The organism is Streptomyces sp. NPDC050732, from assembly GCF_040654255.1.
GTDB lineage: Bacteria > Actinomycetota > Actinomycetes > Streptomycetales > Streptomycetaceae > Streptomyces.
The window spans coordinates 34,540-58,109 of sequence record NZ_JBFAHP010000041.1; the positions used below are offsets into that span (position 1 = coordinate 34,540).

The window sequence follows — 23,570 nt, forward strand, 5'->3', positions numbered from 1 at the left end:
GTCAGCCCAGTTCGCTGACAAGGCGGTTGATGCGCCTTTCCAGGCGGTCGATGGCCTGCGAGGCCTGTGTGAGGTTCTGTACGTCGGCGGTTCGGTGACCGGAGCGGCTGCCCTGGGCGCCGCGTTGGGCAGCGTCCCGCTGGCGCTGGAGCGCGTGGTCCGCCGTCGTCTGCGCGCGTTGGACGCGGGTCTGCAGACTCCGGATGTCCCCGCGCAACTGTGCGGGGTCTTCCCCGCGGCGCCTGGCCAGGAAGTCTCCGATGATGTTGAAGTCCTTGCCCCACACGCGGACGTTGCTCTCCAGCCCCTTGAACGAGCCCGCCATGAACGTCATCTCCCCTTTGAGAAGGTTGACTTCTGTATTGACTCCGGCCAGCGCCTCCTTGTGCCGGGCAGTCTCCACCTCAAGCGGTCCAATGCGCTTGACCTGCTCCTCCTTGGCGGCCTTGATCAGCGCCTTGACCCGTTCCTCGAAGTCCTTCTTGGTGGCCGGAACGGCGCCGCCACCGTCGGGCTGCCTGTCCTGGTGCGAGGTCACGTCTCCTCCTCTCGCGGCGCTCGGGTCACGTCACTCGGGTCACGTCATCCGAAGAAGCGGGCCAGTTCGGCGGCCCCGGGAGCGTCGGCCGCAGCCATACCGTCGGGCACGGCGTCGCCCGCGCCCGGCCGGGGCACCGGCTGCGGCGCCTCCGGCGCCGGCTCGTCCTCGTCCCGGTTGACCGAGGCGAACATCCAGTTGGCGATGGCCAGGTGGTCGACCACGGCGGCGAGCAGGTGGTCGGTCAGTGACCACTGCGCCCCCTCACCCTCGTGCGCGAGCCGGAACGCACTGTCCCGCGGCAGGTGCCGGACGAGCACGGCGAGCCGCCGCGACGACAGCTCACCGCGGTACCAGCCGAGCAGGTCGACGCCGTAGTGGCGCAGCAGATCCGCCTCCAGCGCCTCGGCGTGCTCCTCCACGAGCGCGCCGAGGCTCAGCCTTCCCCCATGCTCAGCCCGGTCGCCTCGCCGTAGGCGTTCAGTACGGCGGCCACGTCCTGGACGCTGACCTCGTGCTCGGCGAACCGCTTGTACTGCTCGTCGCCGAGCAACAGGGCGAGCAGCCCGTCCAGGTCGTTGTCATCCAGGGAGGAGAGAGCCTGGGCGGAGCGGCGCGGAATCTCGGTGGGCAGCGAGAACGTCTCGCCGTCCACCTCGAACTCCCAGTTCAGCCCCAGCGATTCGAGCCGCTGGGCGCGGGCGGCGTTGACATTGAAAGGCGCGGACATGGGACTCCTGGGTCGATGGGTGAGGGGCTGGCGGGCGACCGCCCCGGCCACCTCTGCCTTCTCTACCTCTACTTCTGCTTCTACTTCGCGAACGCGGGGTCGTTCGTGAGCCAGGTCGCGAGAGGCGCGGCGTTGTCCACCGAGAGGGCGGTGAAGGTGATGCCGAGCTTGACCGACGCGGTACGGGTGAGCTGGAACTCCTCGGTCTCGGTGACCTGGCCGCGCGCGATGGTGAAGCGGTACTTGATGGCATCGCCGTCCGCGAACTCCACGCCGAGCATCCGCTCGTCCTTCTTGGGCTCGGACGCGACCTGGTACATGTAGAGCTTGGACCCCTCCGCGGTCTCCTTGACCACGTCTCCACCGAAGAAGAACGGCAGAGTGTCCTCATTGAGCTGGAGCAGCGCGAACTTCACGGTCAGGTCCCGGTCGGAGTACACGAACCGGGCCGGGCTGACGGACTGCCAGGTGTCCACCGGGTCGATCTTGTCCTTCTTGTTGAAGCGGATGCCGTCGGTGCTGGTGTAGCCCAGGTCGCGCCAGGGGGCGACCCAGTCTCCGGTCAGATCGACGGGCGGCCGCGTACCGAGCGGGGCGGTGAGGATGCGCCCCGTGCCGGCGACACGGATCTCGTTCGGGTTCATTCCGGGCATGCGGACTCCTTCGGACTGCTCAGGGCGCGCCGACCTCGCACGCGTACGGGCTACGGCCTACGGGCTCGGTAGGGCCGGGCGGATCGAGAGCCGGGTGGTGGACAGATAGCGGCTGGCCGCCTGCCGGTTGTAGTCGGGCAGCCAGCGCGGCCCGTCCGCCTCGACGACATCGGTGACGCGGGCACCGCCGTACGTGGTGCCGCGCACGGTCAGCAGTGCCGTACGGGCCGCGGTGGCCACCGTGTGCGCGGTCGGCTTGTCGGGACCGTAGACCTCCAGGTCGATCAGGGGCTGGTCGAGGTGCTGATCGTCGACCCACGCTCCGCCCGCCCGGGACACCAGGACGGCCTTCTGGGTGCCGTCGAAACCCGGCGGCGTGCGGTTGTCGACAATGACTCCAGCCAGCTCGGGACGGCTCTTGAGATGGTCGACGACAAGGCGTTCCACATCCGGGAACACGATGGGCGGATCACTCACGCGCAACTCCTTGCGTGGTCCGGGACCGCCATTGTGACCCCCGTGCGGGGTGGGTGCAATGCGCCTGCAAGCCAACGCGGGGACTGTGTAGGTAAATGTGATGCTCCGTCAACTGGGGTGTTATACGGGCCAGTTGAGGAGCAAAGGCCTCCGCATGCGCGAGCCGCCTGCGCGCCTGAGCCACCTCTGCACGTGTCAGCTACCCCTGATGTGGCGCCGCACAGATTCCTCGACACGAGGACACAGAGGCCAGCGGGGGCTCGAATTTACCTCACTGGTACCAAACCCGTGCGGTCCGCCTCATCAATTCGAGCAGGGCTATGGCCGTTGAGCGGTCGTTACCTCGATGCGTCCACCAACAGCCAGTGACCAACGGTACAGACGGTACAGGGGGCACATCGCAGCCTCTTCGACGATATCGAGCAGTGATCGTCCAAGAGCGACAACCCGGCTACCGGCACACCATCCTGCAATGGTGCGCTGGCGCCAGCCGCTGCATGTGTCCTCTAGACGCGAGACAGGAACCCGGGCCTCAAGGGCCCGGGTTCCTGTCGGGGCGCCTCACTCGGCAGTGCCCTGCGCCAGCACGCGGGCCTTGCCCGCCCACTCCCCCATGCACGCGATGGCGGAGGCCATCCGTTTCACCGCGGCGGAGATGTCCTTAACGGGCTCGCGTAGGTGTCGGCTCACACGAAGCATGCCGCCCGCGGACTCACCAAAGAAGGTGATCTGCGACAGGCACGTCTGAGCGGACTCGTCCAGGTCCATAAGCTGTTCCAGGAACTCTTTCGCTCCCTCGCCACGCTTATCCGGCGGAGTCACCTCGACGAGACCCAACGCGGCTCTCACCCCACTGTCCAGGGTAGCCATCCGCTCCGCGAACACCGCGGCAACCTTGTCCAACTCCCCAGCGGGCGTACTGAGCGACTTCGCGTACCGGAGCACAGCCGCGAGGTGCGCGCTCGCGGGCGCGTTCGCCTCGGTGAGATCGGCCACCTCGGCGTTGGCTCGTCCGGTCAGCGCTCCGATCGTCTCCATCGTCTTCGTGATCGCTTCGATTTCGGAGTCCATCTCGCCCAGCCCGTCTTCAATCGCGGCGAAGTTGTCGAGCAGTCCGGGCGGGTCCTCGTCGTTCACGTTCTCGACATTCCCGCTCTGCGCGGAGGATGACGGTTCGGTGACGGTCTGGAGTCCCCGCAGGACCCGTGCGGGTGTGAGGAGTTCGAATCCGTCCCGAAGCCCCACTTCCAGAGCGCCCTCGATCTCCCTACGCGCGCCAACCAGGTGGCTGCGCGCCCGCTGGTAGCGGATGGTCCTGATCGACGCAATGTCGAAAGGCAGCCGTCCGGCCTCCCCGATGTGGATTGTCGGCTTGCCCGTAATATGACGCAGTCCCAGCTCGTACATCACGTTGGGGTTGCCGCCGCTGACGTCCGCAATGACCAGGTCGGACTCGATGACGTGCCGACAGATCTGTTCGTTGATATCCCCGGCGTGCGCGATGCCGTCCGCGCGCACGGCGGTGATCTCGTACTTCTCGCAGGCCGGAGCGATCACCTGCTCGAAGATCCCGAGATGGTGCTCGTACGCCTCACGCTCGGGGCTGCCGTGCGCGGCATACGGATCGCCGATGGGGCCGACGACGAAACACCTCTGTGGCCTGTCGGCCTCCGGCCGAACTTGTCGCGCGATCATGCGGGGTCCTCCATCTCACGTGGATGGGTGTCATCGAACCGGGCGGCGTTCGCTGCACCGGCTTCCAGGTCGACGGCGTACACCGGCCGCTCCTCAATGCCGAGGGAGCGCAACAGGTACGCGGTCGGGATGCGGTAGCACCCTCCGACACGCAGCACGGGGCAGGGGAAGGTACCAAGGCGGATCAGCTTGTACGCCGTACCAGGGCAGATTCCGTAGGCACGGGCAGCCGTACGCAGGTCGACGCTCAAGGGCAGGTCGAAGGCCTCTGCGAAGCTCAGGGGCGCTCCGGACCGCGCGCTCACAGCCGGGCCCCCGCGGGGCGCAGCACCAGTGTGCCGACGAGTTCGGTCTCCTTGTGGCGGCGGGCCCGAAAGACCACGTCGGGCAGGCCCGCGCAGTGCGCGAGCGCTCCGATCCGCTCCCCTTCCCTCTGGGTGCGCGACTCAGTGAAGCGGAGCGTCGCGGCCAGCCCGTCGCGGCGGGGCGGTGGCGTGAGGTGCAGTTCCCAGCCGTCGGCCGACCGCGGCCTTCCTTCCGGTGGGCCCAGGGCATTTCGGGCTTCGGCAAAGGCGGTGATGTCCGCGACGGGCACCTCCCGCGCGACGCGGTTGGCGTAGGCCCACATCTGGTTTACGGCCTCTTTGATCATGCGGCCACCGGCGTCCGGGCAGTCCGGGTCCTCCTTATCGAGGGCGGTGAATACAGCCAGGACAGCTTCCGCCTCGAGGTCGGCGCGTTCGACCCGCAACCGCCGCTGGATCCGGTGCAGGTTCCGGTACAGGCCGGGAATCGTCAACCAGACGACGAGCAGCCGTCCCGCGCCGTCGCCGTCCCGCGGCTCGCGCCTTGCCTCGGTGACCGCCTGTTGCCAGATTGCTGTCCGCAGCGTCTCATCACGTCGCGGCCCGTACAGGGCGTTCCTGCACTCTTCGGGAGACAGTCGTACCGGACAGTCGACGCCTGCCGTAAGGGACAGCCACGCACCGCCGGGCGCTGCGCCAAGGCTCTTACCGATCAGTGCGAACGCGCCTTCGGGGTCAGTCCATGTCATCGCTCCTCCTTTTCGGCCTCTGTCCAGCGGGCTGACGACAGCGCCGCCGCAGCTCGCTCGCAGGCACCCGTCAGAGCGGCCAGCGCCGAGCGCACCTCTATGTAGCGCGTCGCCGAGATCGGGTTCGCCGCCCGGGGCCGGAACCGGAGCGGTCCGTCCGCAGAGGCGGGTGGATGGATGTGGATGTCACCATTCACGGTGTGGCCGACGTTTACTCCGTAGTCCAACCACTGGCTGGCATTTCCTTTGAACCGGAGCTCGGCCTTGTACAGGGCCGTCATCAGACGCGCCAGGGGCCGGCCACCGTAGGGGGCGCAGGCAGTCCCACATTCAGGCCGCCGCTGACGTCCCGACCGATGGCGACGCCCTGGCGGACGTGCTGGGAAAGCGTCGTACGGCTGGTGACGGAGGCGTCCGGCGACGGTAGTGGCCTGTGCACGTCCTCGATGGACAGCCGCACTTGGTCCGGCGCGTGGCCGGGCACTAGGATCCAGCCGTAACCGCCGAACTCCTTCACCCGCACATGGGCCCGGACGTACTGCGCCGCGTCGAGGCCGGGATGCCCGGACCGCACGACGTCCTGGTACAGCCGATCCGACACGATGACGGCGAGATCTGCTGCGGGGATGGCGGACAGTACAACCTTGAGCTGCGGTGCGTTCACGTAGCGCGCCACGGCGACCGGCGCGGGACCAGCGTGGCCGAGAGCAGCATCAGTGGCGACGCCGGTGTCGACGGCCAGCCGTATCCTGACCCGCGGGGTGGGCGGGCGGGTGTTGCGGGCACCGAGGCAGGCTGCCAGGTGGTGGACGAACGGACCAAGAACGGCGGCTTCCGGCGTTGCTTCGGGGAGAACCGCGAACTCCTGATCACCCTGCGGTTGGCGGGCCCAGGCGGTCCGGTCGAGGCCGGTCAGTGTCGCCGCCTCGTCCAGAAGCCGCACCAGGTCGGACTGAACCATCGACTGCGTTCGGGTGTCGAGGCGGCTGTACTGCTCCAGGTCTGCCGCGAGGCACAGCCGACGCTGTGGAATGGCCTCTGGCGGACGGGGAGAGGTGGGTTTGTTCACGACAACTCATCACCTTCCGGGACTTGTTAGGTGCGGTGCACGCCAACTCTGCGCGGATGGGAAAGAAGCTGTCCAACTTTCCGCATTAAGGCGGCTTTCTTGACAGTCGTGGTCCTAGGTGTCCGGCGCGTGCAACTTGGCCACCTGGCGTAGACGGTCCAAGTCCCGTATGCAGGTGTACCGTTCGCCGGTCCTGACGATTTCGTCCTTTCGGAGTCGCGTGAACATCTTGTGTACGGTGTTCGTTCTGGAGCCTGTTAGGGCCGCATACTCGGACTGGGACAAGTTCACGCCGATGCGCACTGCGTTCCGGTCTGGCTGCCCGTACGACACCGCCAGTTCGACGAGTACGCGGGCCAGTCGGATCAGAACCGGATAGCTGCCAAACTCCAGGCGCCAGCGGTCGGACCGACGCAGTCGACGGCATAGCATCCGGTTGAGAGCCAATACCGTCTCGGGGTTGGCGGTGAGGAAGGGCATCAGTTCGTGCCTCGGGATGACGGTGGCGACCACGTCGCCGCAGGCAGTGACCGTGGCCGATCTCGGCCCGAGATCCATCGCCGCCACCTCTCCCACGACCTCCCCGGCGACTCTGATGTCCATGAGCGACTCACAGTCGTTGTCCAACTGGGCCGTCACCTTCACTAGCCCCTCGTGGAGCACCAGCAACTCCTGTGCGTAATCGCCTTCATTGATCAGTACGTCCCCCACGGCATACCGGCGCCGACTGCCGAGGCGTGCGAAGGCCGTGCGTGCCTCATCCGAGAGGGAGTCGCCGAACGGTGAGCGATCACCGTTGCTCGAGCTGTGCATCATGTACACAGCAGAGCACTTCGCAACCCTGCCGGTACGCGTTTCCGTTCGGCCCACCAGTGCGTCGAACGCACGCCAGGGCGCGCCACGGCGCACAGCCGGAGCACACACTGTTCTCGTCGCGGAGAACTCAGCGCCGGTCGGCGCCTCTAATCGCCTCCGCCACTCCGTAGGCCCCCACGAGCAGCAACTGATCCACCACGTCAAGGATCTCGGAGCGACGCGCGGCCGATGCGGCTTGGGCATTGGCACGGACCAGTAGGTTCCCGATGTGGTAGGCATCGGCCGCCGCGCCGGTCGTCACGTCGGCGGAGGCTGCACCGAATATCGTGAGAAATCGCCGTACACATGTCAGTACTAGGTCGTCGACCCGGTCAGGGGCATGTTCCAGAGTGATCAGCAATTGGGGCAGGGCGGGCTCGAAGGCCCGTGACTCCACCAGCGCGGTAATCGTTCCGCGGACGTGCCCTAGGCGCTGGCCTCTAAGCGCGACGGCAACAGCGGCGGCAGCTTCCCGCACACCCTCCTCCGGGTCGTGGAAGAACCGGACGAGTGCGTGATGGGCCAGGGCCGCGTCGCCAGTGTTTGTGAGGCGCTGCGCACACACGTCGGCAGCACCCTGCCGCTGTGCTCCATCATGTCCGGCAAGCACCTCGGCCAGCAGGTCCGTCATCTCCCACTCCATGGCTGCCAGTGCGGCGACCTGCCCACCGACCCGACGTGCTGCTGCCACCGGGGAGTACAGCATCCTTTCCATCAGCGGTCTGCCGGCCTGTGGGTTCCCATGGCACAGGGCCACGAACAGGCGGCGAACGGACGGCGTGGCCAGAAGTTGGTCGTGGGCCTCGATGAGCACGGTGAAGGCATGGCCCACCGCAGGTCGGTCGTGGCGCATCGCGGCGTGCAGCTTGTGCGCCACACACGCCCGGACAGCGAGGGAGGGATCGGCAGCCAGCCGGCTTAGGCGAGGTGTGACCAGCGCGGCCCGGGAACCGTCCGCATCGTGGATCAGCAGGTCACCCAGGACCTCGGCCGCGCTGCCGCGCACGGTGTTGATCCCTGCAGCGAGCAGATCACGCTGCACGTCTCCTTCGTCCTCGCACGCCGTATCACCGGCTTCGTCAGAGCCGAGAGCGAGGCTCAGCAATGTCTCCACCAGATCGAGAGGCACAGTAGTGAGGTACTTTCGCACCGCCCACCCCACCCAGCGGTCGGTCTCGGTTCTGCTGTGTCCCGCGACATGGCGAACCGCCTTGAAGACGGTGTCCGGATCGTCGTACGGCTCCGCGTCCCCGAGGCCGAGGAGCAGCGCGGCCCCGTAGGCGGGATGTGTATTGCGCTCCATGCGCAAAGCGAGGCGCGCGAACCGGCCGGGGTCCGTCGCCGTCATGCTCTGCAGCAGGTGGGACAGCTCTCTGGCTCCGCCTGTGAAGGTCGTCCAGTCAGTACGGTCCTGGTGGTGCTTCCTCATGGCACCCAGCCACTGATCGTCGTTCATGTGCTGGGTCGCTTCCGGTGGGATGGGCGATCCGATGAACCCGCTCGTCATCCCGCGTGGCTCATCCGGCTCCCGCATGCCGTTGTGACGTCTGCGGAGCTCACCTATCCGACGCGTCGCCTGTTCGGAGAGTCGCTCTTCGGGAAGCGCTGTCAGCAGCGCGAATTCGTGCCAGGGTGAGAATTCCTCGTCCGGTGGGAGGCGCAGGTAGAGGAGCGCTTCCTCCAGCCGCGCAAAGCTGTCGTCAGGCAGGGCGTCCCCAACGGCGCGAAGGAGTTCACGCGCGCCCCAGCTCACATCGCACCCATAGCCGGACAGGAGACGGTGTCTGCCTTGCAGCAGGATCTCGGCGGACCATGGTGCGAGGGCGGGCCCCGCCTCGGTCAGCGCTTGATACAGAAGCCACTGCGCCGCCTCGTACGGCACGCTCGCGAGTCCTTCCACGAGCTCTCGCACACGAGTGGCGTCTCGGGCCGCCACAGTCCTCAGTGCACGAGCCGCTCCCTGGAACAAGGCGTCGCCCAGGTCACTGGGTTCGTCGTCGGGATACCGGAAGGTGAAGTGCTTGTCATAGACCGGACAACCTGCCCGCGGCGGGTGAGCGGTCGCGTTCATGACGTCCAGCAGGATGGGCAGGACCCGGGCGCAGAACTCCTCAGGAGCTCCCTGTGCGGCAGCCGCGACGACCTGGAGTGCCGAGTGATCCCGGTCCAACAGGACGGCGACCCTGCCGTCGTCAGCGAGTCGGAGAGCGTCCGGGGGTTCTCCCACCATCGCACCGATCAACTCGACACCCCATGCGGGCTTCTCAGCCGGCAAGTCCCTCGCTGAGGTCCAGAGGCTGTGCATACGGTCCGTGAAATGGCCAGCTCTCACGCCATCGAGCAGGAGGTCGAAGAGGTCCCGGCTGCCGGCGAGACGGGCGAAACGAACGATCCAAGCCAACCAGGACCCGTACCGGGGATCCGCGGTGTGCGGTTCAAGGAGGCGGGCCACCCGGTCGGCACAGTCGTTGGCAGCCGCGGCCATCATGCGCACCGCCCAGTCGTGTTCCCTTTCATCGGCGCTGACCAGCCAGTCATCAATGACTGCCGCGTCATCCGCGCAACGGAACCATTCGGCGTTGCTGACTGCGTTCACGAGCTGCGACTGATATGCGGGGCGGGTGGCCAGCACACACGCGACGGCGCCCCACTCCCCGGCGGTGGGAGCCTCCAGATCACGCAGCACGGCCAAGACCACCTCCTTGAGGTGATAGCGAATCTCCGGGCTGGTCAGCAACGCCTGGACCTCTTCGACGAATCGCTCAGGGTCCTGATCCCGCAGGTGGTCGAGAACCTGTCGCACCTGTCCGCGGCGGAAGAGTTCCTGCTCCCCGGCCGTGAGGAAGGCGACCAACGTCTCGCCGCGCCGGAGCCAGTCGCGCGCGAAAGCGTAGTCGAAGAAGCTTTCGTGAAAGAAGGCCAGCTGCCGACCATCGCGTACACACACGTGCTCCGACACCAGCACATTCCCACTCTCAGCGAGGGCATCCGCGTCCAACACACTGAGTGGCACGGACAGCCGTTGCCGCGCGCTCATGGCCGTCACGACAGCGGACACCGCCTCGTGAAAGCGCACGGAGTGCCTGCCACGTACGCACTCTTGCCGCTTGGTCTCCCAGAAGGCGTCGAAGAACTGCCGGGTGGTACGGAAGGAGAGAGCTTCCTCCTGGTCAGAGATCTGAGCGAGGAGGGCCAGATGCAGCGGTGACCGCAGTAGCTCCCGCTGCGTCGGCGCCACTTGCGAGGTATCGAGGCCCATGCTCGTGATCGCTGCGTCAACCTGGGCGTCCTTCAGTGGCCCGACCTCGACGCGTATGCAGTTTTCCGAAGAGGTGAGCTGGCGGATGCGGGCATCATTCCGAGCGTCGAACGTGCGGCATACCAACACCATGCGCATGGCCGGGTGCGCCGCCGCCTCGCCCAGCAACTCCGCCACCGCGTCGAAGGCTTCCGGGATACGGCCCGATGCCATACTGACCGCGTCGAGCTGGTCCACGATCAGCGCACAAGGCCGCCCGGCTGCCACTGCTCCGAGGGCACCGACCGGAGACACGGGCAGACCTATGTGCCGACCCAGCTCCTGGGTCGACGAGAAGCGGTCCAGCAGCCGGTCGAGACGGAAAGCAAGCACCGGAGTGCCCCTCTCGGCGAGGGCGGTGTGAGCCTGGTGCAGCACCGCGCTCTTCCCGCTGCCTGCGGCACCGGTCAGCAGGATGAGCTGCCGGGCCTCTCCCATGGCCCGCTCCACGAGGTGGTCGGCTTCTTCCCGGGGGATAACGGGCCGCAACAGCTCGCGTTCGACGCTCGTCGCCCACCGCCCCGTCGCTTTGCCTACGGCGTCGGCTGCCTCGTCACTGTCCACCCGGCTGACTCGCCGCAACCCGTACCGGCCCAGTCGGTCAGCGATGGCCGAGGCGTCGAGGGTGGTCCCCAGACTATCGAGCAGGAGGTCCCCGAGTCCGACAGCCGCGAGACGGCCCGAAGCACCGGTAAGGACTTGTTCGGCCAGGACCGCGTTGACATTCACAATGTCCCGCTCGTTGTGCCACTCCATCCAAAGCCCCCTCAGCATGCGCCAGGCAATCGCGGCTGAGCCGTAGACGTCCGCCGCGGCGAGAGCGTCGAAGGGGCCTCGGAGTTCGTCTGTCAGCCACTGGGCTTCGAAGCCCGCGAAGTCGTCGGAGCGACGGGCTCGGTCGGCGAGTTCGTCGAGCGAGCGGGCGGGGACCAGGGAAACGAAGTGGAATGCGCGGCCCGCGTCGACGTGGGGCCGCATGCACCTCCAGATCCCCTTGTCGCGGAGGGAGGCCACGTTCCAGCTGTTCGCGTTGCGGTTCTGCCGCTTGACCTGGTGCACCTCGGTTCCACCGGCATGGCGGTAGACGAACTCGACGCCGTCGCCCAAGGGGCCGGCCGGCTCCAGGGTGATCGATGTTCCTGTGCCCAGGAGTACGTACAGCGCATGCCTGATCGCCCAGGCCCCCTCGTAGCGGTTGCCGAACTTGTCCGTCTCGCCTCCCGGCCGCGGTGCCACAGTGCGCCTCACCGTTCCCTAGGTGACCTCGTCAGTCGCGCGCGTGCGCGACGCTATCGCACACAGCCGACCCCACCTAGGGGCGTCGACATCCCGACTCCATACAACTTGTCTGCTGTAGCTGCTCGCTGCTCGCTCGCGTCGGAGTTCTCTCACTTGGTGAGCTGTCACACGCCTCATGAGGCACTCCCCGGTGGCTCAATCGGGCAGACAGACGGTGAGGAGCGGGGCGTTGCCGCCGTTGCCGGGCGGACGGGCTCGCTCTAGGAGGACGGTGAAGGAGCCCAGGGGACCGGTGGGCGAGGGAGGCCGCGTGGCGGCGCATGCACTTCATGCCGGCGTTTATGGACTGCCCGTTCGCCTCAATTCAGGCCAGCGGCGTAAAGGGGGGCAGTGGTGTAGGGGCGTCGGTGCGCGCCAGCTCGGGCAGCAGGGCCAACAGCAGGCCGCCGCGCGTCGGACCGTTGTGCTGTACGAGAAGGGGTGGTCGGTGTCGGTCCAGGCTCCTACCCACCACGGCCGCCCGATAGGCCAGGAGCAGGGTCGCCATGCGGAGCTGCGCCATCCCACCGTGGCTTGGAAATCGTGCCCACGACGTCGCCGATGCCTAGGGCCGTTTCGCCTCCGGGAATGGCAAAGGCGATGTACCAGTCGCCGCAGACGTGCGGGGCGTCCGCCAACTGCGGCAGCGGACAGCACTCTCTTGTCTCGGCCACCTGTCGCTGATGCCGGTAAAGCCGCGCACTCTCCAGCGCGAGACCGATGCGGCGGCCGATGCCCTGAACCGACGCAAGGCCTCCCGGGTCGAGCTCTTCGTCCACCACGGAACGCTCCGGCGTCGACGTGCCTCCTCCTCCCGAGCCCCCAGCTCGGAGCGCGGGAGACAGAAAGAGGCCGCTCAATGAGCGGCCTCTCACCTGCGACGTTCGATCGATCGAACAGTCGGGACGACAGGATTTGAACCTGCGACCCCTTGACCCCCAGTCAAGTGCGCTACCAAGCTGCGCCACGTCCCGTTGCCCGTGTGACCTGGGGTTTCCCCCGGCCGAACGTGCAACGAAACAATACCGCACTCCGACCGGTGATCGCTCACCTCTTTCCGAGCGTGGGCCTCCCTGGGAGGTGGGCGACGCTTGACGTCGCTGCTGGAGCGGCTGCGGCGTGACCCGGATCACGCCCTACGGCCTGACGGGGGCGGCCGGGTGGGGCGGCGGCTTTCGCTCGCTTGTTCGATTGATCAGGTGCGGCCGTCTCAGTGCGGGCCCGGCGGCGCACGCCAGGCCTCGGATTGCCGGCGGAGAAGAGGGCGGCCGTAGGCGTGGATGGTCGCAATCCGCAGCGATCATCAGCAGGCGGGTGCTGAACCGGTCGGCGAAGAACCCACCGAAGATCACCAGACTCGCGAAGCAGACGGCCGTCGCGAGCCGGACCGCCCCCGCGCCGTGCCCGTGCCGCAGCAGCCCGGCGGCGAGAGCGGCCGGCAACATGGTGTCCCCGAGCTTGGCCACAGCGCGCAGACACCGCTCTCCACGCGCTCACCCCGTGGACACCACCCCCAACTCCGGGTGCTCTTCCAGGAGTCGGGGCGGGGCGGCCTGGCGCCAGGAGTCGGCCAGGATGTCTTTGAGTTCGTCGGCGTCCAGGGCCGCGAGGCGCACGCGGACCCAGGCCGAGCTCGCCTCGTGGGCGGCGACCCAGAACTTGTCCGGCTCGGCGAGGACCAGTTCGTCGCGCTCGACCTTCGGGCAGCGCACGGCGAAGGACGTCTCGTCGTCGGGAACCGTCACGAACATCTTTCCCGCCACTCGGAACGTGGGCATGCTCCACGCGACCTTCTCCACCGTCTCCGGCAGGGCGAGAGCGATACGGCGCACGTCCTCGGAGGTGACGCGGGCACGGGATCTGGACTTCGGCATGCCAGAACCGTAGCCAACACCACTGACAGTCACCTCTCGGCCGTGACCTTCAGAGGACCCGCTTGTCCAGCCAAGCCGTCAGGTCCTCCTGGACCTCGTCCCGATTGGTCTCGTTGAGGATCTCGTGGCGTGCGTCGGGGTAGCCCTTCCACGTCAGGTCCTCGATGCCTGCGTAGCGGTAGTCCTCCAGGAGTTCGTGGACCAGCGTCATCCGCTGGTTGCAGGGGTCCTGTTCGCCGACCGCGATGTGGATCGGCAGATCGGTGGGCACGCGCGCGATGTTGCGCGGATCGTTGATCTTCCGTACGGCGCGCACCCAGTCCAGCGAGAGCCCCGCCGAGAAGGCGAAACCGCAGCGCTCGTCGGCCACGTAGGCGTCGACCTCGGCCTCGTCCCGTGAGAGCCACTCGAAGCCGGTGCGGTGGGTGTACGGATCGTTGAACGAGGCGAAGAGGTCGGGGACGTACGACGAGGTGGCCTCGCGGCCGTGCTCGGCGATCTCCCGTTCCAGGCGGGTGATCGAGCCCTCGATATCCGCGCCGGGCAGCGAGCGGAACGTACCCGAGAGGATCACCCCTGCGAGCCCGTCGGCGTACTCCTGGGCGTAGTCCCGCGCGAGGAGCGAGCCGAGGCTGTGCCCCAGAAGGAAGAACGGGGTGCCGGGGTGCAGCGTGCGCACCTGGTCTCCGATGGCCTTGAGGTCGTCGACGATCGCGCGCCAGCTGTCGGCGCCCTCCGGGCCCGCCGTTCCGGCGGACGTCACTCCGTAGCCGCCCGTGGCCTGCGCGGTGGCACCGTGGCCGCGGTGGTCGGAGGCGACCACGCCGTAGCCGTGCGCGGTCAGATGGCGGGCGAAGCGGTCGTAGCGCAGGGCGTGTTCGGCGGCGCCGTGCGCGATCTGCACGTACGCGCGCGGCCTGCCGTCGGCGGGCAGCCAGGTGTACGTGGCGACGGGCACGCCGTCCGCCGCGTTGAGCAGTCCCGCGGTGTACGCGGCGGGGGCGGTGGCGCCCTCGGCCCGGTCGGGCGTCGCGGCGGGGGCTGTGGCTGTGGCTTCTTCGGCTCGGTCGGGCATTGCGGCGGGCTCCCTGGGAGTGCGGCTGGTTCTCGTCGCTTGTTCTCTTCGGGGCAGCCTCCCCCGCGCGCGACACGTCATGCGACCCGATGTGACTCCGTACCCCGTACAGACCCGCGGCACCGCCAGACCCATTGACTCCCTACGGAACGCGACGCGGAACAGTTACGCGTATCCGGCGGCGTTGCGCTAGCTACTGACGTGCCGCGTGGTCCGGCTCGGTGTCGACGCGGTCGGCGCCTAGCCGCTTGTAGAAGAGGGTCGTCGGGTGGAGGGTTCCTGTCGGGTCCGCCGCGTAGTCGGGGATCGTCCCGGCCACGGTCCAGCCGGCCTTCCCGTAGACGGTCTCGGCGGGGCTGCCGGTCTCGGTGTCCAGGACGAGGAGGGTCACACCCGCCTCCGCCGCCGCGGTCTCCGCGGCGTTCAGGAGGGCGCGGGCGAGGCCCTGGCCGCGCGCGGAGGGGTGCACCATCAGTTTGGTGATCTCGGCGCGGTGGCGGCCGTTGGGCTTGTCGGTGAAGGCGACGCCGACCGTGCCCGCGACACGCCGGGCGCCCTGCTCCTCGGCGCGGACCGCCCAGACGGCCAGGGTTCCGTCCGCTACCGACGGCGCGAGCCCGCGCCACCAGGCTGCCGCGGTGGCCCGGTCCAGGTCCGCGAGGAAGCCGACCGAGGAACCGCCCCGTACCGTCTCGACCAGCAGCTCCGCCAGATCGTCGGAGGCGTCGAGGAGCGCGGCAGCGTCGAGGCGTACAAGATGCGTTTCCGTGGTCGTGGTCGTGGCCGTGGCCGTGGCCGTGATCGTCGTCGCAGGGGCTCCGGTCATGGCTTCACCACCACGAGGGCGTACCGCACGGCCTCCTCGCCCCGGCAGCGGAACCGCGACGCGCCCCACAGCCGGAAGCGCAGACAGTCCCCCACGCGCAGGGTGTGCGCCTCGCCCTGCAAGGTGACTTCCAAGGAGCCTTCCAGCACCCAGATGTGCTGCTCCAGGCCGGGCACGGGCGGCCGGTCGTAGGCGATGTCGGCGCCCGGCTGCAGTCGGCCCTCGACCAGTTCGGCGCGCATGCCGGTGCTGGGCGGCGAGACGGACCAGCGCATGAAGCCCGCCTCGTCGTCGGCCCAGACCGCCTGGTCGACGGCGCGGACCAGCTGGGCGGGCTCCGCCTCGACCTCGCTGAGGAGCTGCGACATGGTCCGTTCGTAGACGGCACACAGGCGGTTCAGGAGGGCCGCCGTGGGGCTGATCTCCGCGCGCTCGGCGCGGGACAGGGTGGAGCGGCTGATCCCGCTCAGCTCCGCCAACTCGCCCAGGGACCAGCCGCGTTCCGCACGCAGCTCGGCCAGTCGGGCGGCGAGGCGCGCGTCGACTCCATCGTGTTCCATATCTGGCACGTTATCCCGAATCTGGGACGGTGGACAACTGTGGACCACATCTCGGACACGCACATCACGCACATCACGCGCCTCACGCACCACCTAGATGGAAGCTGAGTTACTGGCGCACCATGGGCCACTTGTGGACACCTAGGCATCCTCGGCTCACGGAGCGGATGGAAGGGGAACTCATGGAGAGGAAGGGGAACTTGCATTCATGGATCTGCGGCTGAACGGCAAATCCGCGCTCGTGACCGGGGCGAGTCGGGGCATCGGACTGGCCACGGTGTCTGCGCTGCTCGGCGAGGGCATGCGCGTCGTGGCGGCGGCCCGCACGCTCACGCCGGAGCTCAGGGCCACCGGCGCCGTCGGCGTCGCCGTGGACCTGTCCACGGTCGAAGGCCCCGCCCGCCTCGTGGCCCGCGCCGAGGCCGAACTCGGCGGGCTCGACCTCCTCGTCAACAACGTCGGCGGCGGCGACGCGGACGCGGCCTGGTCGGGCGGCTTTCTCGCCTGCACCGAGCAGCAGTGGCGCAACGCGTTCGACCTGAACTTCTTCGCCTCGGTACGCACCACACGGGCCGCGCTGCCCCGCCTCACCGCCGACGGCGGCGGCGCCATCGTCAACGTCTCCTCCACCAGCGCCCGGACACCGCACGCCGGTCCGATCGCGTACAGCACCGCCAAGGCCGCGCTGACCGCGTTCGGCAAGGCGCTGGCCGAGGAGTTCGGGCCGCTAGGCGTACGGGTCAACACCGTCTCGCCCGGCCCCGTGCGGACGGACATGTGGGAGAGCTCCGACGGATACGGCGCCCAACTCGCCGCGTCCCTGGGCGTGGCCCACGAGCAGTTGCTCGACGGCCTCCCGGACCTCGCGGGAATGGTCACCGGCAGGCTCGCGGAGGCGCGCGAAGTCGCCGCGCTCATCGCCTACTTGGGGTCGCCGGTCGCCGCCGGCATCACGGGGGCGGATTACGTCATCGACGGGAACTCCGTCAAGACGGTGTGAGGGCAGGGTGGTGTGAGGGCAAGGCGGTGTGAGGGCAAGGCCGCGTCACGTCCAGGCCGTGTGACGTGAGCCGTGGCGGTGCTCAGGACGCCGCGTCACCCAGGGCGTCAAGCACGGGGCGGATCAGCGGGTGGTCCTCGGCGCCGCAACGGACCGCCGCGAAGACGCGGCGCGTGGGGGCCGCGCCCTCCACCGGGCGCACCACCGCCCCCGACACGTCCATGCCCCGCAGGGCCGAGCGGGGCACGAGGGCGACCCCCGCGCCCGCCGACGCGAGGGCCACCACCGCACGGAAGTCGTCCGACCAGTGCTCCAGCAAGGGCTGGAAGCCGGCCTGTTCGCAGGCGAGGACCACCACGTCGTGGCAGGGGTTGCCCACGAAGGGGCCGATCCACGCGTCCTTCGCGAGCTCGGCCAGGGCCACCCGTTCCGCGTCCGCGAGGCGGTGGCCCAGCGGGAGCACCGCGTCGAAGGGTTCGGCGTAGAGCGGGACGCGGGTGAGCCGCGGGTCGTCCGCGCCCGGCGCGCCCCGGTATTCGACGGCGACGGCGACGTCCACCTGCCGGTCGAGGACCATCGGCAGGCTCGCGTCGCCCTCCGCGTCCTGTACGCGGACCCGGATGCCGGGCGCGGAGCCGGCGAGGCGGGCCAGGGCGGGGGCGACGACCAGGCCGATGCCGGTGGCGAAGGCCGCGACGGTCACGGTCCCGGCCTCGCCGGAGCTGTACGCGGCGAGCTCCGCCTCGGCGCGCTCCAGCTGGGCCAGGACCGCGTTGGTGTGCGTGAGCAGGATCTCACCCGCCGCCGTCAGCCGTACGCCGCGCGCGGAACGCTCGACCAGGCGGTGGCCCGTCTCCTGCTCCAGGGCGGTGAGCTGCTGGGAGACGGCGGAGGGGGTGAGGTAGAGCGCGGCGGCGGCGGCCGTGACCGTGCGGTGGTCGGCGACGGCACGGAGGATGTGCAGGCGCCGGGCTTCGATCATGCACTGATTCTCCCCTACGGGGGGCTCATCCGTTCTTGGGGGGCGGCCCCTCGCCGGGCGGGTGGCTCGTTTCCGGGCCGGGGTGGGTGGGCGTCCCCCCTCGCCGGTGGGGCGGAGGCGTGGGGCATCCACCGGCCGGTGGGGGCTTGGCGCGCAGTTCCCTGCGCCCCTGAGCGGCGGCTCCGCGCCGCCCGGAGTCTCGCCTGCCCGGCGCGGGGGGGTCTCCTCGCCGCTGGGGCGAAGGCACAGGGGCATCCACCCGCCGGTGAGGGCTGAGCGCGCAGTTCCCCGCGCCCCTTGAGCGGGGGCTTCGCCCCCCGCCCGGGCATCTCAGCCGGCCCCCGCAGTGGGCCCCGACAGGGGCCGGGACCCTATCCCTCCAGCTCAGCCCGCGCAGCGACGAACGCGTGCACCGCGCGGTGCACGTCCTCCGTGGAGTGTGCTGCGGACAGTTGGACGCGGATGCGGGCCGCGCCCTGGGGGACCACGGGGTAGGAGAAGCCGATTACGTAGACGCCTCGGTCCAGGAGGAGTTCGGCCATGCGGGCCGCCACGGCTGCGTCGCCGATCATGACGGGGGCGATCGCGTGGTCGCCGGGGAGGACGTCGAAGCCCTCCTCGGTCATGCGGGAGCGGAAGAGCGCCGTGTTCGCGGCGAGGCGTTCGCGCAGGTCGTCCGCCGACTCCAGGAGGTCGAGGACCTTGAGGGAGGCCGCGGCGATCACCGGGGCGAGGGTGTTCGAGAAGAGGTACGGGCGCGAGCGCTGGCGCAGCAGGGCGACGATCTCGGCGCGGGCCGCGACATAGCCGCCCGACGCACCGCCGAGCGCCTTGCCCAGGGTGCCCGTGATGATGTCGACGCGGTCCATGACGCCGTGCAGCTCGGGGGTGCCGCGGCCGCCGGGGCCCACGAAGCCGACGGCGTGCGAGTCGTCGACCATGACCATCGCGTCGTACCGGTCGGCGAGGTCGCAGATCTCCTGGAGCGGGGCGACGTAGCCGTCCATGGAGAAGACGCCGTCGGTGACGATCAGCTTCCGGCGGGCGCCGCCCTCGGACGCCTCCTTCAGCTGCTGCTCCAGGTCCGCCATGTCGCGGTTGGCGTAACGGAAACGGCGCGCCTTGGACAGGCGGATGCCGTCGATGATCGACGCGTGGTTGAGCGCGTCGGAGATGACCGCGTCCTCCGCGCCGAGCAGCGTCTCGAAGACGCCTCCGTTGGCGTCGAAGCAGGAGGAGTAGAGGATCGTGTCCTCCTGGCCGAGGAAGGCGGAGAGGCGCGCTTCCAGCTCCTTGTGGACCTCCTGCGTGCCGCAGATGAAGCGGACGGAGGCCATGCCGTAGCCCCAGCGGTCGAGCGCCTCGTGCGCGGCGGCGACGACGTCGGGGTGGTCGGCGAGGCCGAGGTAGTTGTTCGCGCAGAAGTTCAGGACCTCGCCGGGGCGTCCCCCCGCGGTGACCGCGACCGTCGCGGACTGCGGGGTGCCGATGACGCGCTCGGGCTTGTGCAGCCCCGCGGCGACGATCTCGTCGAGGGTGGCCTGGAGGTCTTCGCGTACGGAGTCGAACATGCGTGATTCCTTCGGGAGTTCAGGGGGGAGGGCGGGGGCCGTGCGAAGGGTGGGGGCGGTCGGGGCGGTCAGGCGGTCCAGTCGAGGATGACCTTGCCGCCGCGGCCGCTCGCCGCGTCGTCGAAGGCCGCCTCGAAGTCACGGTGGCCGTACCGTCCCGTGATGACGGGGGCCAGGTCGAGGCCGCCTTCGAGCAGCACCGACATCGCGTACCAGGTCTCGAACATCTCGCGGCCGTAGATGCCCTTGATGGTGATCATCGAGGTGACGATCCGCGACCAGTCGACGGCGAACTCCTCGGCGGGCAGGCCGAGCATGGCGATCCTGCCGCCGTGCGTCATGTTGGCGACCATGTCGCGCATCGCGCGCGGGTTGCCGGACATCTCAAGGCCGACGTCGAAGCCCTCGCGGAGGCCGAGCGAGCGCTGGCCGTCGGCGATCGTCGACTCCGCCACGTTCAGCGCGAGGCTCGCGCCGATCTTGCGGGCCAGTTCCAGGCGCTCCTCGCTGACGTCGGTGATCACGACGTTGCGGGCGCCCGCGTGCCGGGCGACGGCCGCCGCCATCAGGCCGATCGGACCGGCCCCGGTGATCAGCACGTCCTCGCCGACCAGCGGGAACGACAGGGCCGTGTGCACGGCGTTGCCGAACGGGTCGAAGATCGCGGCCACGTCCAGGTCGACGGGGACGCGGTGCACCCACACGTTCGACGCGGGCAGCGCGACGTACTCCGCGAAGGCGCCGTCCCGCCCGACCCCGAGGCCGACCGTGGCGCGGCACAGGTGGCGCCGCCCGGCCAGACAGTTGCGGCACTTGCCGCACACCAGGTGACCCTCGCCGCTGACCAGGTCGCCGGCCTTGATGTCGGCGACATCGCGGCCGGTCTCCACGACCTCGCCGACGAACTCGTGCCCGACCACCAGCGGCGCGGTGATCGTCTGCTGCGCCCAGCCGTCCCAGGACCGGATGTGCAGGTCGGTACCGCAGATCCCGGTGCGCAGCACCTTGATGAGGACGTCGCCGTGGCCGATGACCGGCTCCGGCACGTCCTTCAGGCTGAGACCCGGCTCTGCCTTCTCCTTGACCAGCGCCTTCACGGCCACGGCTCCCGTCATACGTCGCTTCTTCCCCCGACGGCACAGGAATCTTCCTTACGGCGGCGCCCTGGTCCATCGAGGATTTCTTAAGCGCCGCCGCAGCTTTCCTTCAAACCTGTGGGTCAGGGGGTCCGGCCGCGCTCGAAGTAGGCGATCAGCTCCGGGTCGAGTCGAGGCCCGGGACCTGCCGTGGCGTTCCGCCGTCCCGCAGTGACCGCGTCGTGCCCGCCCAGCCACGGGCGGCGACGTGAACGTAGTAATCGGTTACTCCTCGGGTCCATGCTGCGCGGCACCTCACTTTTGGACTTTCGCCAGGTGCCTTGCGATCACAGGGAAGAAGGGGAACGGAAATCCTCCCCACCTCTTGCGCGTCACAGCAACCGCTTACATGCTGTCGCGGAATCGGCTCGACCGGAACGCCCCGACCACCTCTGGGAGTTCGCATGCCCACGTCCGACTCGCGCTCCTCCTCCGCGCCCCGCCGTCGCACACTTCTAATCGCGGGCGCCGCGTCCGCCCTCGTACCGCCGGTCGCGGGCGGCCCGGCATGGGCCGCAGCGGCCGAGAGCATGCCCGGAGCCACAGCCGAAGCCGCGGACGCGTCCGAAGAGGCGTACGACGCGCTGCTCGCCCGTGCCGCCGCGCAGCTCACCGGCGGTGACTTCGACGCCGCGGACCCCGACTTCGCCGCGGCCCTGAGAACCCTGGACACCCAGGCGTCCGGCTGGTGGCGGCAGGTGGACCGGTCGGCGGGCCGGACCGCGCTGTGGCCCGACCTCTCCCCCGCCTCGGATCCCGGCAACTTCGGCCAGAGCTACACCCGTCTGCGTACCGTCGCGACGGCCTGGGCCACCCCCGGCACCTCGCTCAGCGGCAGCGCGGAGGCCGTGGACACCCTGCTCGACGCGCTGCGCTTCCTGCGCTCCACCGGCTACCGCCCCGACCGCCCGGAGTCCGGCAACTGGTGGTTCTGGGAGATCGGCGCGCCCCGCGCGCTGATGGACACGTGCGTGCTGCTGCGGACCCGCATGCCCGCCGAGGACCTGGCCGCGTACACGGCGACGGTCGCGAAGTTCTGCCCGGACCCGGACCGCCGCACCAACTCCCCCTCGCTCGCCGAGACCGGCGCCAACCGCGCCGACAAGGCCGTCATCGTCGCCCTGCGCGGCCTGCTCACCCGGGACGCCGCCACGGTGGCGCTGGCCCGCGACGGCCTCTCCGACCGCAGGGACGGCGGCAGGAACAGCCTTTTCCAGTACGTCACTTCGGGGGACGGCTTCTACGAGGACGGGTCGTTCGTGCAGCACGGCTCCGTCGCGTACACGGGAACGTACGGCAGTGTCCTGCTCGGCGCCGCGGGCCAGCTGATCGCGCTCCTCGCGGACTCCCCGTGGGCGGTCACCGATCCGAAGACGTCCGTGCTGTACGAGGCGGTGGACCGGACGTTCGCGCCGGTCGTGTTCGACGGGCTGATGATGGACGCGGTCCGTGGGCGGGCGATATCCAGGGAAAAGGCGCGGGATCACAACGACGGGGCGGCGGCGCTCTCGCACATCCTGCAGCTGGCGTCCGGCGCCCCGGCCACGTACGCGCGGCGCTGGCGGGCCCTCGCCAAGGGCTGGATCCACCGCAACAGAACCACGCCCTATCCCGGCCTCGTCGGAATCCCCGCGCTGGCCCGTGCCAAGGCCGTCCTCGACGACGCGTCGGTCCCGGCCGCGGACCGGCTCACCGGGCACTTCGTCTTCGCCGGCATGGACCGGGTGGTGCAGCGGCGGCCCGGCTGGGCGCTCACCCTGTCGCTCTCCTCGAAGCGCGTCGCCGCGTACGAGGCGGGCAACGGCGAGAACCTGCACGGCTGGTACACCGGCGACGGCATGACCTATCTGTACGACGGCGACGACCTCGGGCAGTTCGGCGACTCCTTCTGGGCGACCGTCGATCCGTACCGTCTGCCGGGCACGACCGTGGACACACGGGCCCGCGCCGACATCGGCTCGGGCGGCGGCACGAGCACGTACCGCCCGAAGAACGCCGTGGCGGGCGGCGCGGTCCTGGACGCCCGGCACGGCGCCGCCGCCATGGAACTGATCGCCGACGGCAGCAGCCTGCGGGCCCGCAAGGCGTGGTTCTTCCTCGACAACGCCGTCGTCGCGCTCGGCGCCGGCATCGGCGCGAGCGACGGGCGCACGATCGAGACGGTCGTCGAGAACCGCAATCTGCACGCCGACGGGCCCGTGCGGCGGCTGACCGTCGACGGCCGCCGGCAGCCGGACCACGACGGCTGGTCCGCCCGGCTGGGCGCTGCCCAGTGGGCGCACCTGGACGGCACCGGCGGCTATGTCTTCCCCGACTTCCCCGGCCGCGCCGACGACCCGGGCCTGCGCGCGCTGCGCGAGGAGCGCGTCGGGGCGTGGCGGGACATCAACACCGGCGCCGACACGGGCGGCAGCGCCTCACCGGTGCGGCGCCACTGGCTGACGCTCTGGTTCGACCACGGCGTGTCCCCCGCCTCCGCCGCGTACGCCTACGTCCTGCTGCCCGGCGCGAGTGCGGCGGCGACGGCGGCCTGGGCGCAGGGCCGGCCCGTGCGGGTCGTGGCCAATGACGCGACCGTGCAGGCCGTCGAGGCGCGGCGGGACGGGTTGCTCGCGGCGCACTTCTGGGAGCCCGGCCGGGCCGGGGGCCTCACATCGTCCGGGCCCTGCACGGTCCTCGTGCGACGCGGGCGCGGCGGCGTGTCCGTCGCCGTCGCCGACCCCGGCCGCACGGAGACGACGGTGAGCGTCGAGCTGCCCTTCGGTGTGCGGGAGGTGGTCCGTGCGGACGACACGGTGACGGTCGTGCCGGGGGCTCGTCCCGTCGTCACCGTACGGGTGGGCGGCTCCCGGGGCCGTACGCATGCGGCGGAGCTCGCCTGAGCGTGTGGCGTCGACCG

22 protein-coding genes, 1 tRNA gene and 1 pseudogene are annotated in these 23,570 nt (G+C 69.6%); 2 read left to right on the top strand and 22 right to left on the bottom strand.

Translation table 11 applies throughout. The annotated features are described in order from the left end of the window. Nucleotide 1: 1 nt before the first annotated feature. From AB0H82_RS30520 to AB0H82_RS30610, 19 genes and pseudogenes are all read right to left on the bottom strand, one after another. Nucleotides 2–538, bottom strand: coding sequence for a hypothetical protein (locus AB0H82_RS30520; protein WP_362998413.1), 537 nt, complete (start codon nucleotides 536–538; stop codon nucleotides 2–4). A gap of 44 nt (nucleotides 539–582) precedes the next feature. Continuing rightward, nucleotides 583–960, bottom strand: coding sequence for a hypothetical protein (locus AB0H82_RS30525; RefSeq protein WP_362998415.1), 378 nt, complete (start codon nucleotides 958–960; stop codon nucleotides 583–585). A 14-nt stretch (nucleotides 961–974) separates the two neighbouring features. After that, entirely contained in the window at nucleotides 975–1,268 is a 294-nt protein-coding gene (locus AB0H82_RS30530; RefSeq protein ID WP_362998417.1) for a hypothetical protein, read from the bottom strand. Between the two features lie 80 nt (nucleotides 1,269–1,348). After that, entirely contained in the window at nucleotides 1,349–1,921 is a 573-nt protein-coding gene (locus tag AB0H82_RS30535; protein WP_362998419.1) for a phage tail protein, read from the bottom strand. A 57-nt stretch (nucleotides 1,922–1,978) separates the two neighbouring features. Further along, complete coding sequence (locus tag AB0H82_RS30540; protein ID WP_362998421.1) at nucleotides 1,979–2,398, bottom strand: hypothetical protein; 420 nt, start codon at nucleotides 2,396–2,398, stop codon at nucleotides 1,979–1,981. A gap of 561 nt (nucleotides 2,399–2,959) precedes the next feature. Continuing rightward, nucleotides 2,960–4,093 (bottom strand): hypothetical protein, encoded by a 1,134-nt coding sequence (locus tag AB0H82_RS30545; RefSeq protein ID WP_362998423.1) that lies wholly within the window; start codon nucleotides 4,091–4,093, stop codon nucleotides 2,960–2,962. Further along, nucleotides 4,090–4,398 carry a helix-turn-helix domain-containing protein gene (locus tag AB0H82_RS30550; RefSeq protein WP_362998425.1) on the bottom strand — a complete coding sequence of 103 codons (309 nt, stop codon included), beginning with the start codon at nucleotides 4,396–4,398 and terminating at the stop codon, nucleotides 4,090–4,092. Before AB0H82_RS30550 ends, AB0H82_RS30545 begins: the two co-directional genes overlap by 4 nt. Continuing rightward, nucleotides 4,395–5,147: a hypothetical protein gene (locus AB0H82_RS30555; RefSeq protein WP_362998427.1), complete on the bottom strand. Its 753-nt coding sequence runs from the start codon at nucleotides 5,145–5,147 to the stop codon at nucleotides 4,395–4,397. Before AB0H82_RS30555 ends, AB0H82_RS30550 begins: the two co-directional genes overlap by 4 nt. Beyond that, nucleotides 5,144–5,428, bottom strand: a complete 285-nt coding sequence (locus AB0H82_RS30560; protein ID WP_362998429.1) for a hypothetical protein — start codon at nucleotides 5,426–5,428, stop codon at nucleotides 5,144–5,146. The genes AB0H82_RS30555 and AB0H82_RS30560 overlap by 4 nt, the downstream gene beginning before the upstream one ends. Beyond that, nucleotides 5,428–6,216 (bottom strand): hypothetical protein, encoded by a 789-nt coding sequence (locus AB0H82_RS30565; RefSeq protein WP_362998431.1) that lies wholly within the window; start codon nucleotides 6,214–6,216, stop codon nucleotides 5,428–5,430. The genes AB0H82_RS30560 and AB0H82_RS30565 overlap by 1 nt, the downstream gene beginning before the upstream one ends. 114 nt (nucleotides 6,217–6,330) lie before the next feature. Continuing rightward, on the bottom strand, nucleotides 6,331–7,032 hold the full coding sequence (locus AB0H82_RS30570) for a Crp/Fnr family transcriptional regulator (protein WP_362998433.1): 702 nt from the start codon (nucleotides 7,030–7,032) through the stop codon (nucleotides 6,331–6,333). A 127-nt stretch (nucleotides 7,033–7,159) separates the two neighbouring features. Then, entirely contained in the window at nucleotides 7,160–11,605 is a 4,446-nt protein-coding gene (locus AB0H82_RS30575; RefSeq protein ID WP_362998435.1) for an ATP-binding protein, read from the bottom strand. Between the two features lie 506 nt (nucleotides 11,606–12,111). Continuing rightward, on the bottom strand, nucleotides 12,112–12,429 hold the full coding sequence (locus AB0H82_RS30580; RefSeq protein ID WP_362998437.1) for a hypothetical protein: 318 nt from the start codon (nucleotides 12,427–12,429) through the stop codon (nucleotides 12,112–12,114). 118 nt (nucleotides 12,430–12,547) lie between these two features. Then, nucleotides 12,548–12,621 (bottom strand) — tRNA-Pro (locus AB0H82_RS30585). Between the two features lie 315 nt (nucleotides 12,622–12,936). Continuing rightward, a pseudogene (locus AB0H82_RS30590) lies at nucleotides 12,937–13,122 on the bottom strand (MFS transporter); the annotation flags it as partial. An 18-nt stretch (nucleotides 13,123–13,140) separates the two neighbouring features. Further along, nucleotides 13,141–13,521: an MmcQ/YjbR family DNA-binding protein gene (locus tag AB0H82_RS30595; protein ID WP_362998439.1), complete on the bottom strand. Its 381-nt coding sequence runs from the start codon at nucleotides 13,519–13,521 to the stop codon at nucleotides 13,141–13,143. Between the two features lie 49 nt (nucleotides 13,522–13,570). Further along, a complete protein-coding gene (locus tag AB0H82_RS30600) occupies nucleotides 13,571–14,596 on the bottom strand; it encodes an alpha/beta hydrolase (protein WP_362998441.1) in 1,026 nt (341 codons plus the stop codon). 193 nt (nucleotides 14,597–14,789) lie between these two features. Next, nucleotides 14,790–15,422 (bottom strand): GNAT family N-acetyltransferase, encoded by a 633-nt coding sequence (locus tag AB0H82_RS30605; protein ID WP_362998443.1) that lies wholly within the window; start codon nucleotides 15,420–15,422, stop codon nucleotides 14,790–14,792. After that, the gene (locus AB0H82_RS30610; protein WP_362998446.1) at nucleotides 15,419–15,982 is read right to left on the bottom strand and encodes an XRE family transcriptional regulator; all 564 of its coding nucleotides are present in this window, start codon (nucleotides 15,980–15,982) and stop codon (nucleotides 15,419–15,421) included. The genes AB0H82_RS30605 and AB0H82_RS30610 overlap by 4 nt, the downstream gene beginning before the upstream one ends. Before the next feature lie 208 nt (nucleotides 15,983–16,190). On the opposite strand from AB0H82_RS30610, the gene AB0H82_RS30615 reads away from it, so the two are divergent. Then, nucleotides 16,191–16,982 (top strand): oxidoreductase, encoded by a 792-nt coding sequence (locus AB0H82_RS30615; protein ID WP_362998448.1) that lies wholly within the window; start codon nucleotides 16,191–16,193, stop codon nucleotides 16,980–16,982. 82 nt (nucleotides 16,983–17,064) lie between these two features. Here the strand turns inward: AB0H82_RS30615 and AB0H82_RS30620 are convergent, their stop codons facing one another. From AB0H82_RS30620 to tdh, 3 genes are all read right to left on the bottom strand, one after another. Continuing rightward, on the bottom strand, nucleotides 17,065–17,964 hold the full coding sequence (locus AB0H82_RS30620) for a LysR family transcriptional regulator (RefSeq protein ID WP_362998450.1): 900 nt from the start codon (nucleotides 17,962–17,964) through the stop codon (nucleotides 17,065–17,067). A gap of 371 nt (nucleotides 17,965–18,335) precedes the next feature. Next, complete coding sequence (locus AB0H82_RS30625; RefSeq protein WP_362998452.1) at nucleotides 18,336–19,535, bottom strand: glycine C-acetyltransferase; 1,200 nt, start codon at nucleotides 19,533–19,535, stop codon at nucleotides 18,336–18,338. Nucleotides 19,536–19,603: 68 nt separating this feature from the next. Continuing rightward, nucleotides 19,604–20,632, bottom strand: coding sequence for an L-threonine 3-dehydrogenase (gene tdh / locus AB0H82_RS30630; RefSeq protein WP_362998490.1), 1,029 nt, complete (start codon nucleotides 20,630–20,632; stop codon nucleotides 19,604–19,606). A 443-nt stretch (nucleotides 20,633–21,075) separates the two neighbouring features. On the opposite strand from tdh, the gene AB0H82_RS30635 reads away from it, so the two are divergent. After that, on the top strand, nucleotides 21,076–23,553 hold the full coding sequence (locus AB0H82_RS30635; RefSeq protein WP_362998454.1) for a polysaccharide lyase 8 family protein: 2,478 nt from the start codon (nucleotides 21,076–21,078) through the stop codon (nucleotides 23,551–23,553). Nucleotides 23,554–23,570 lie beyond the last annotated feature (17 nt).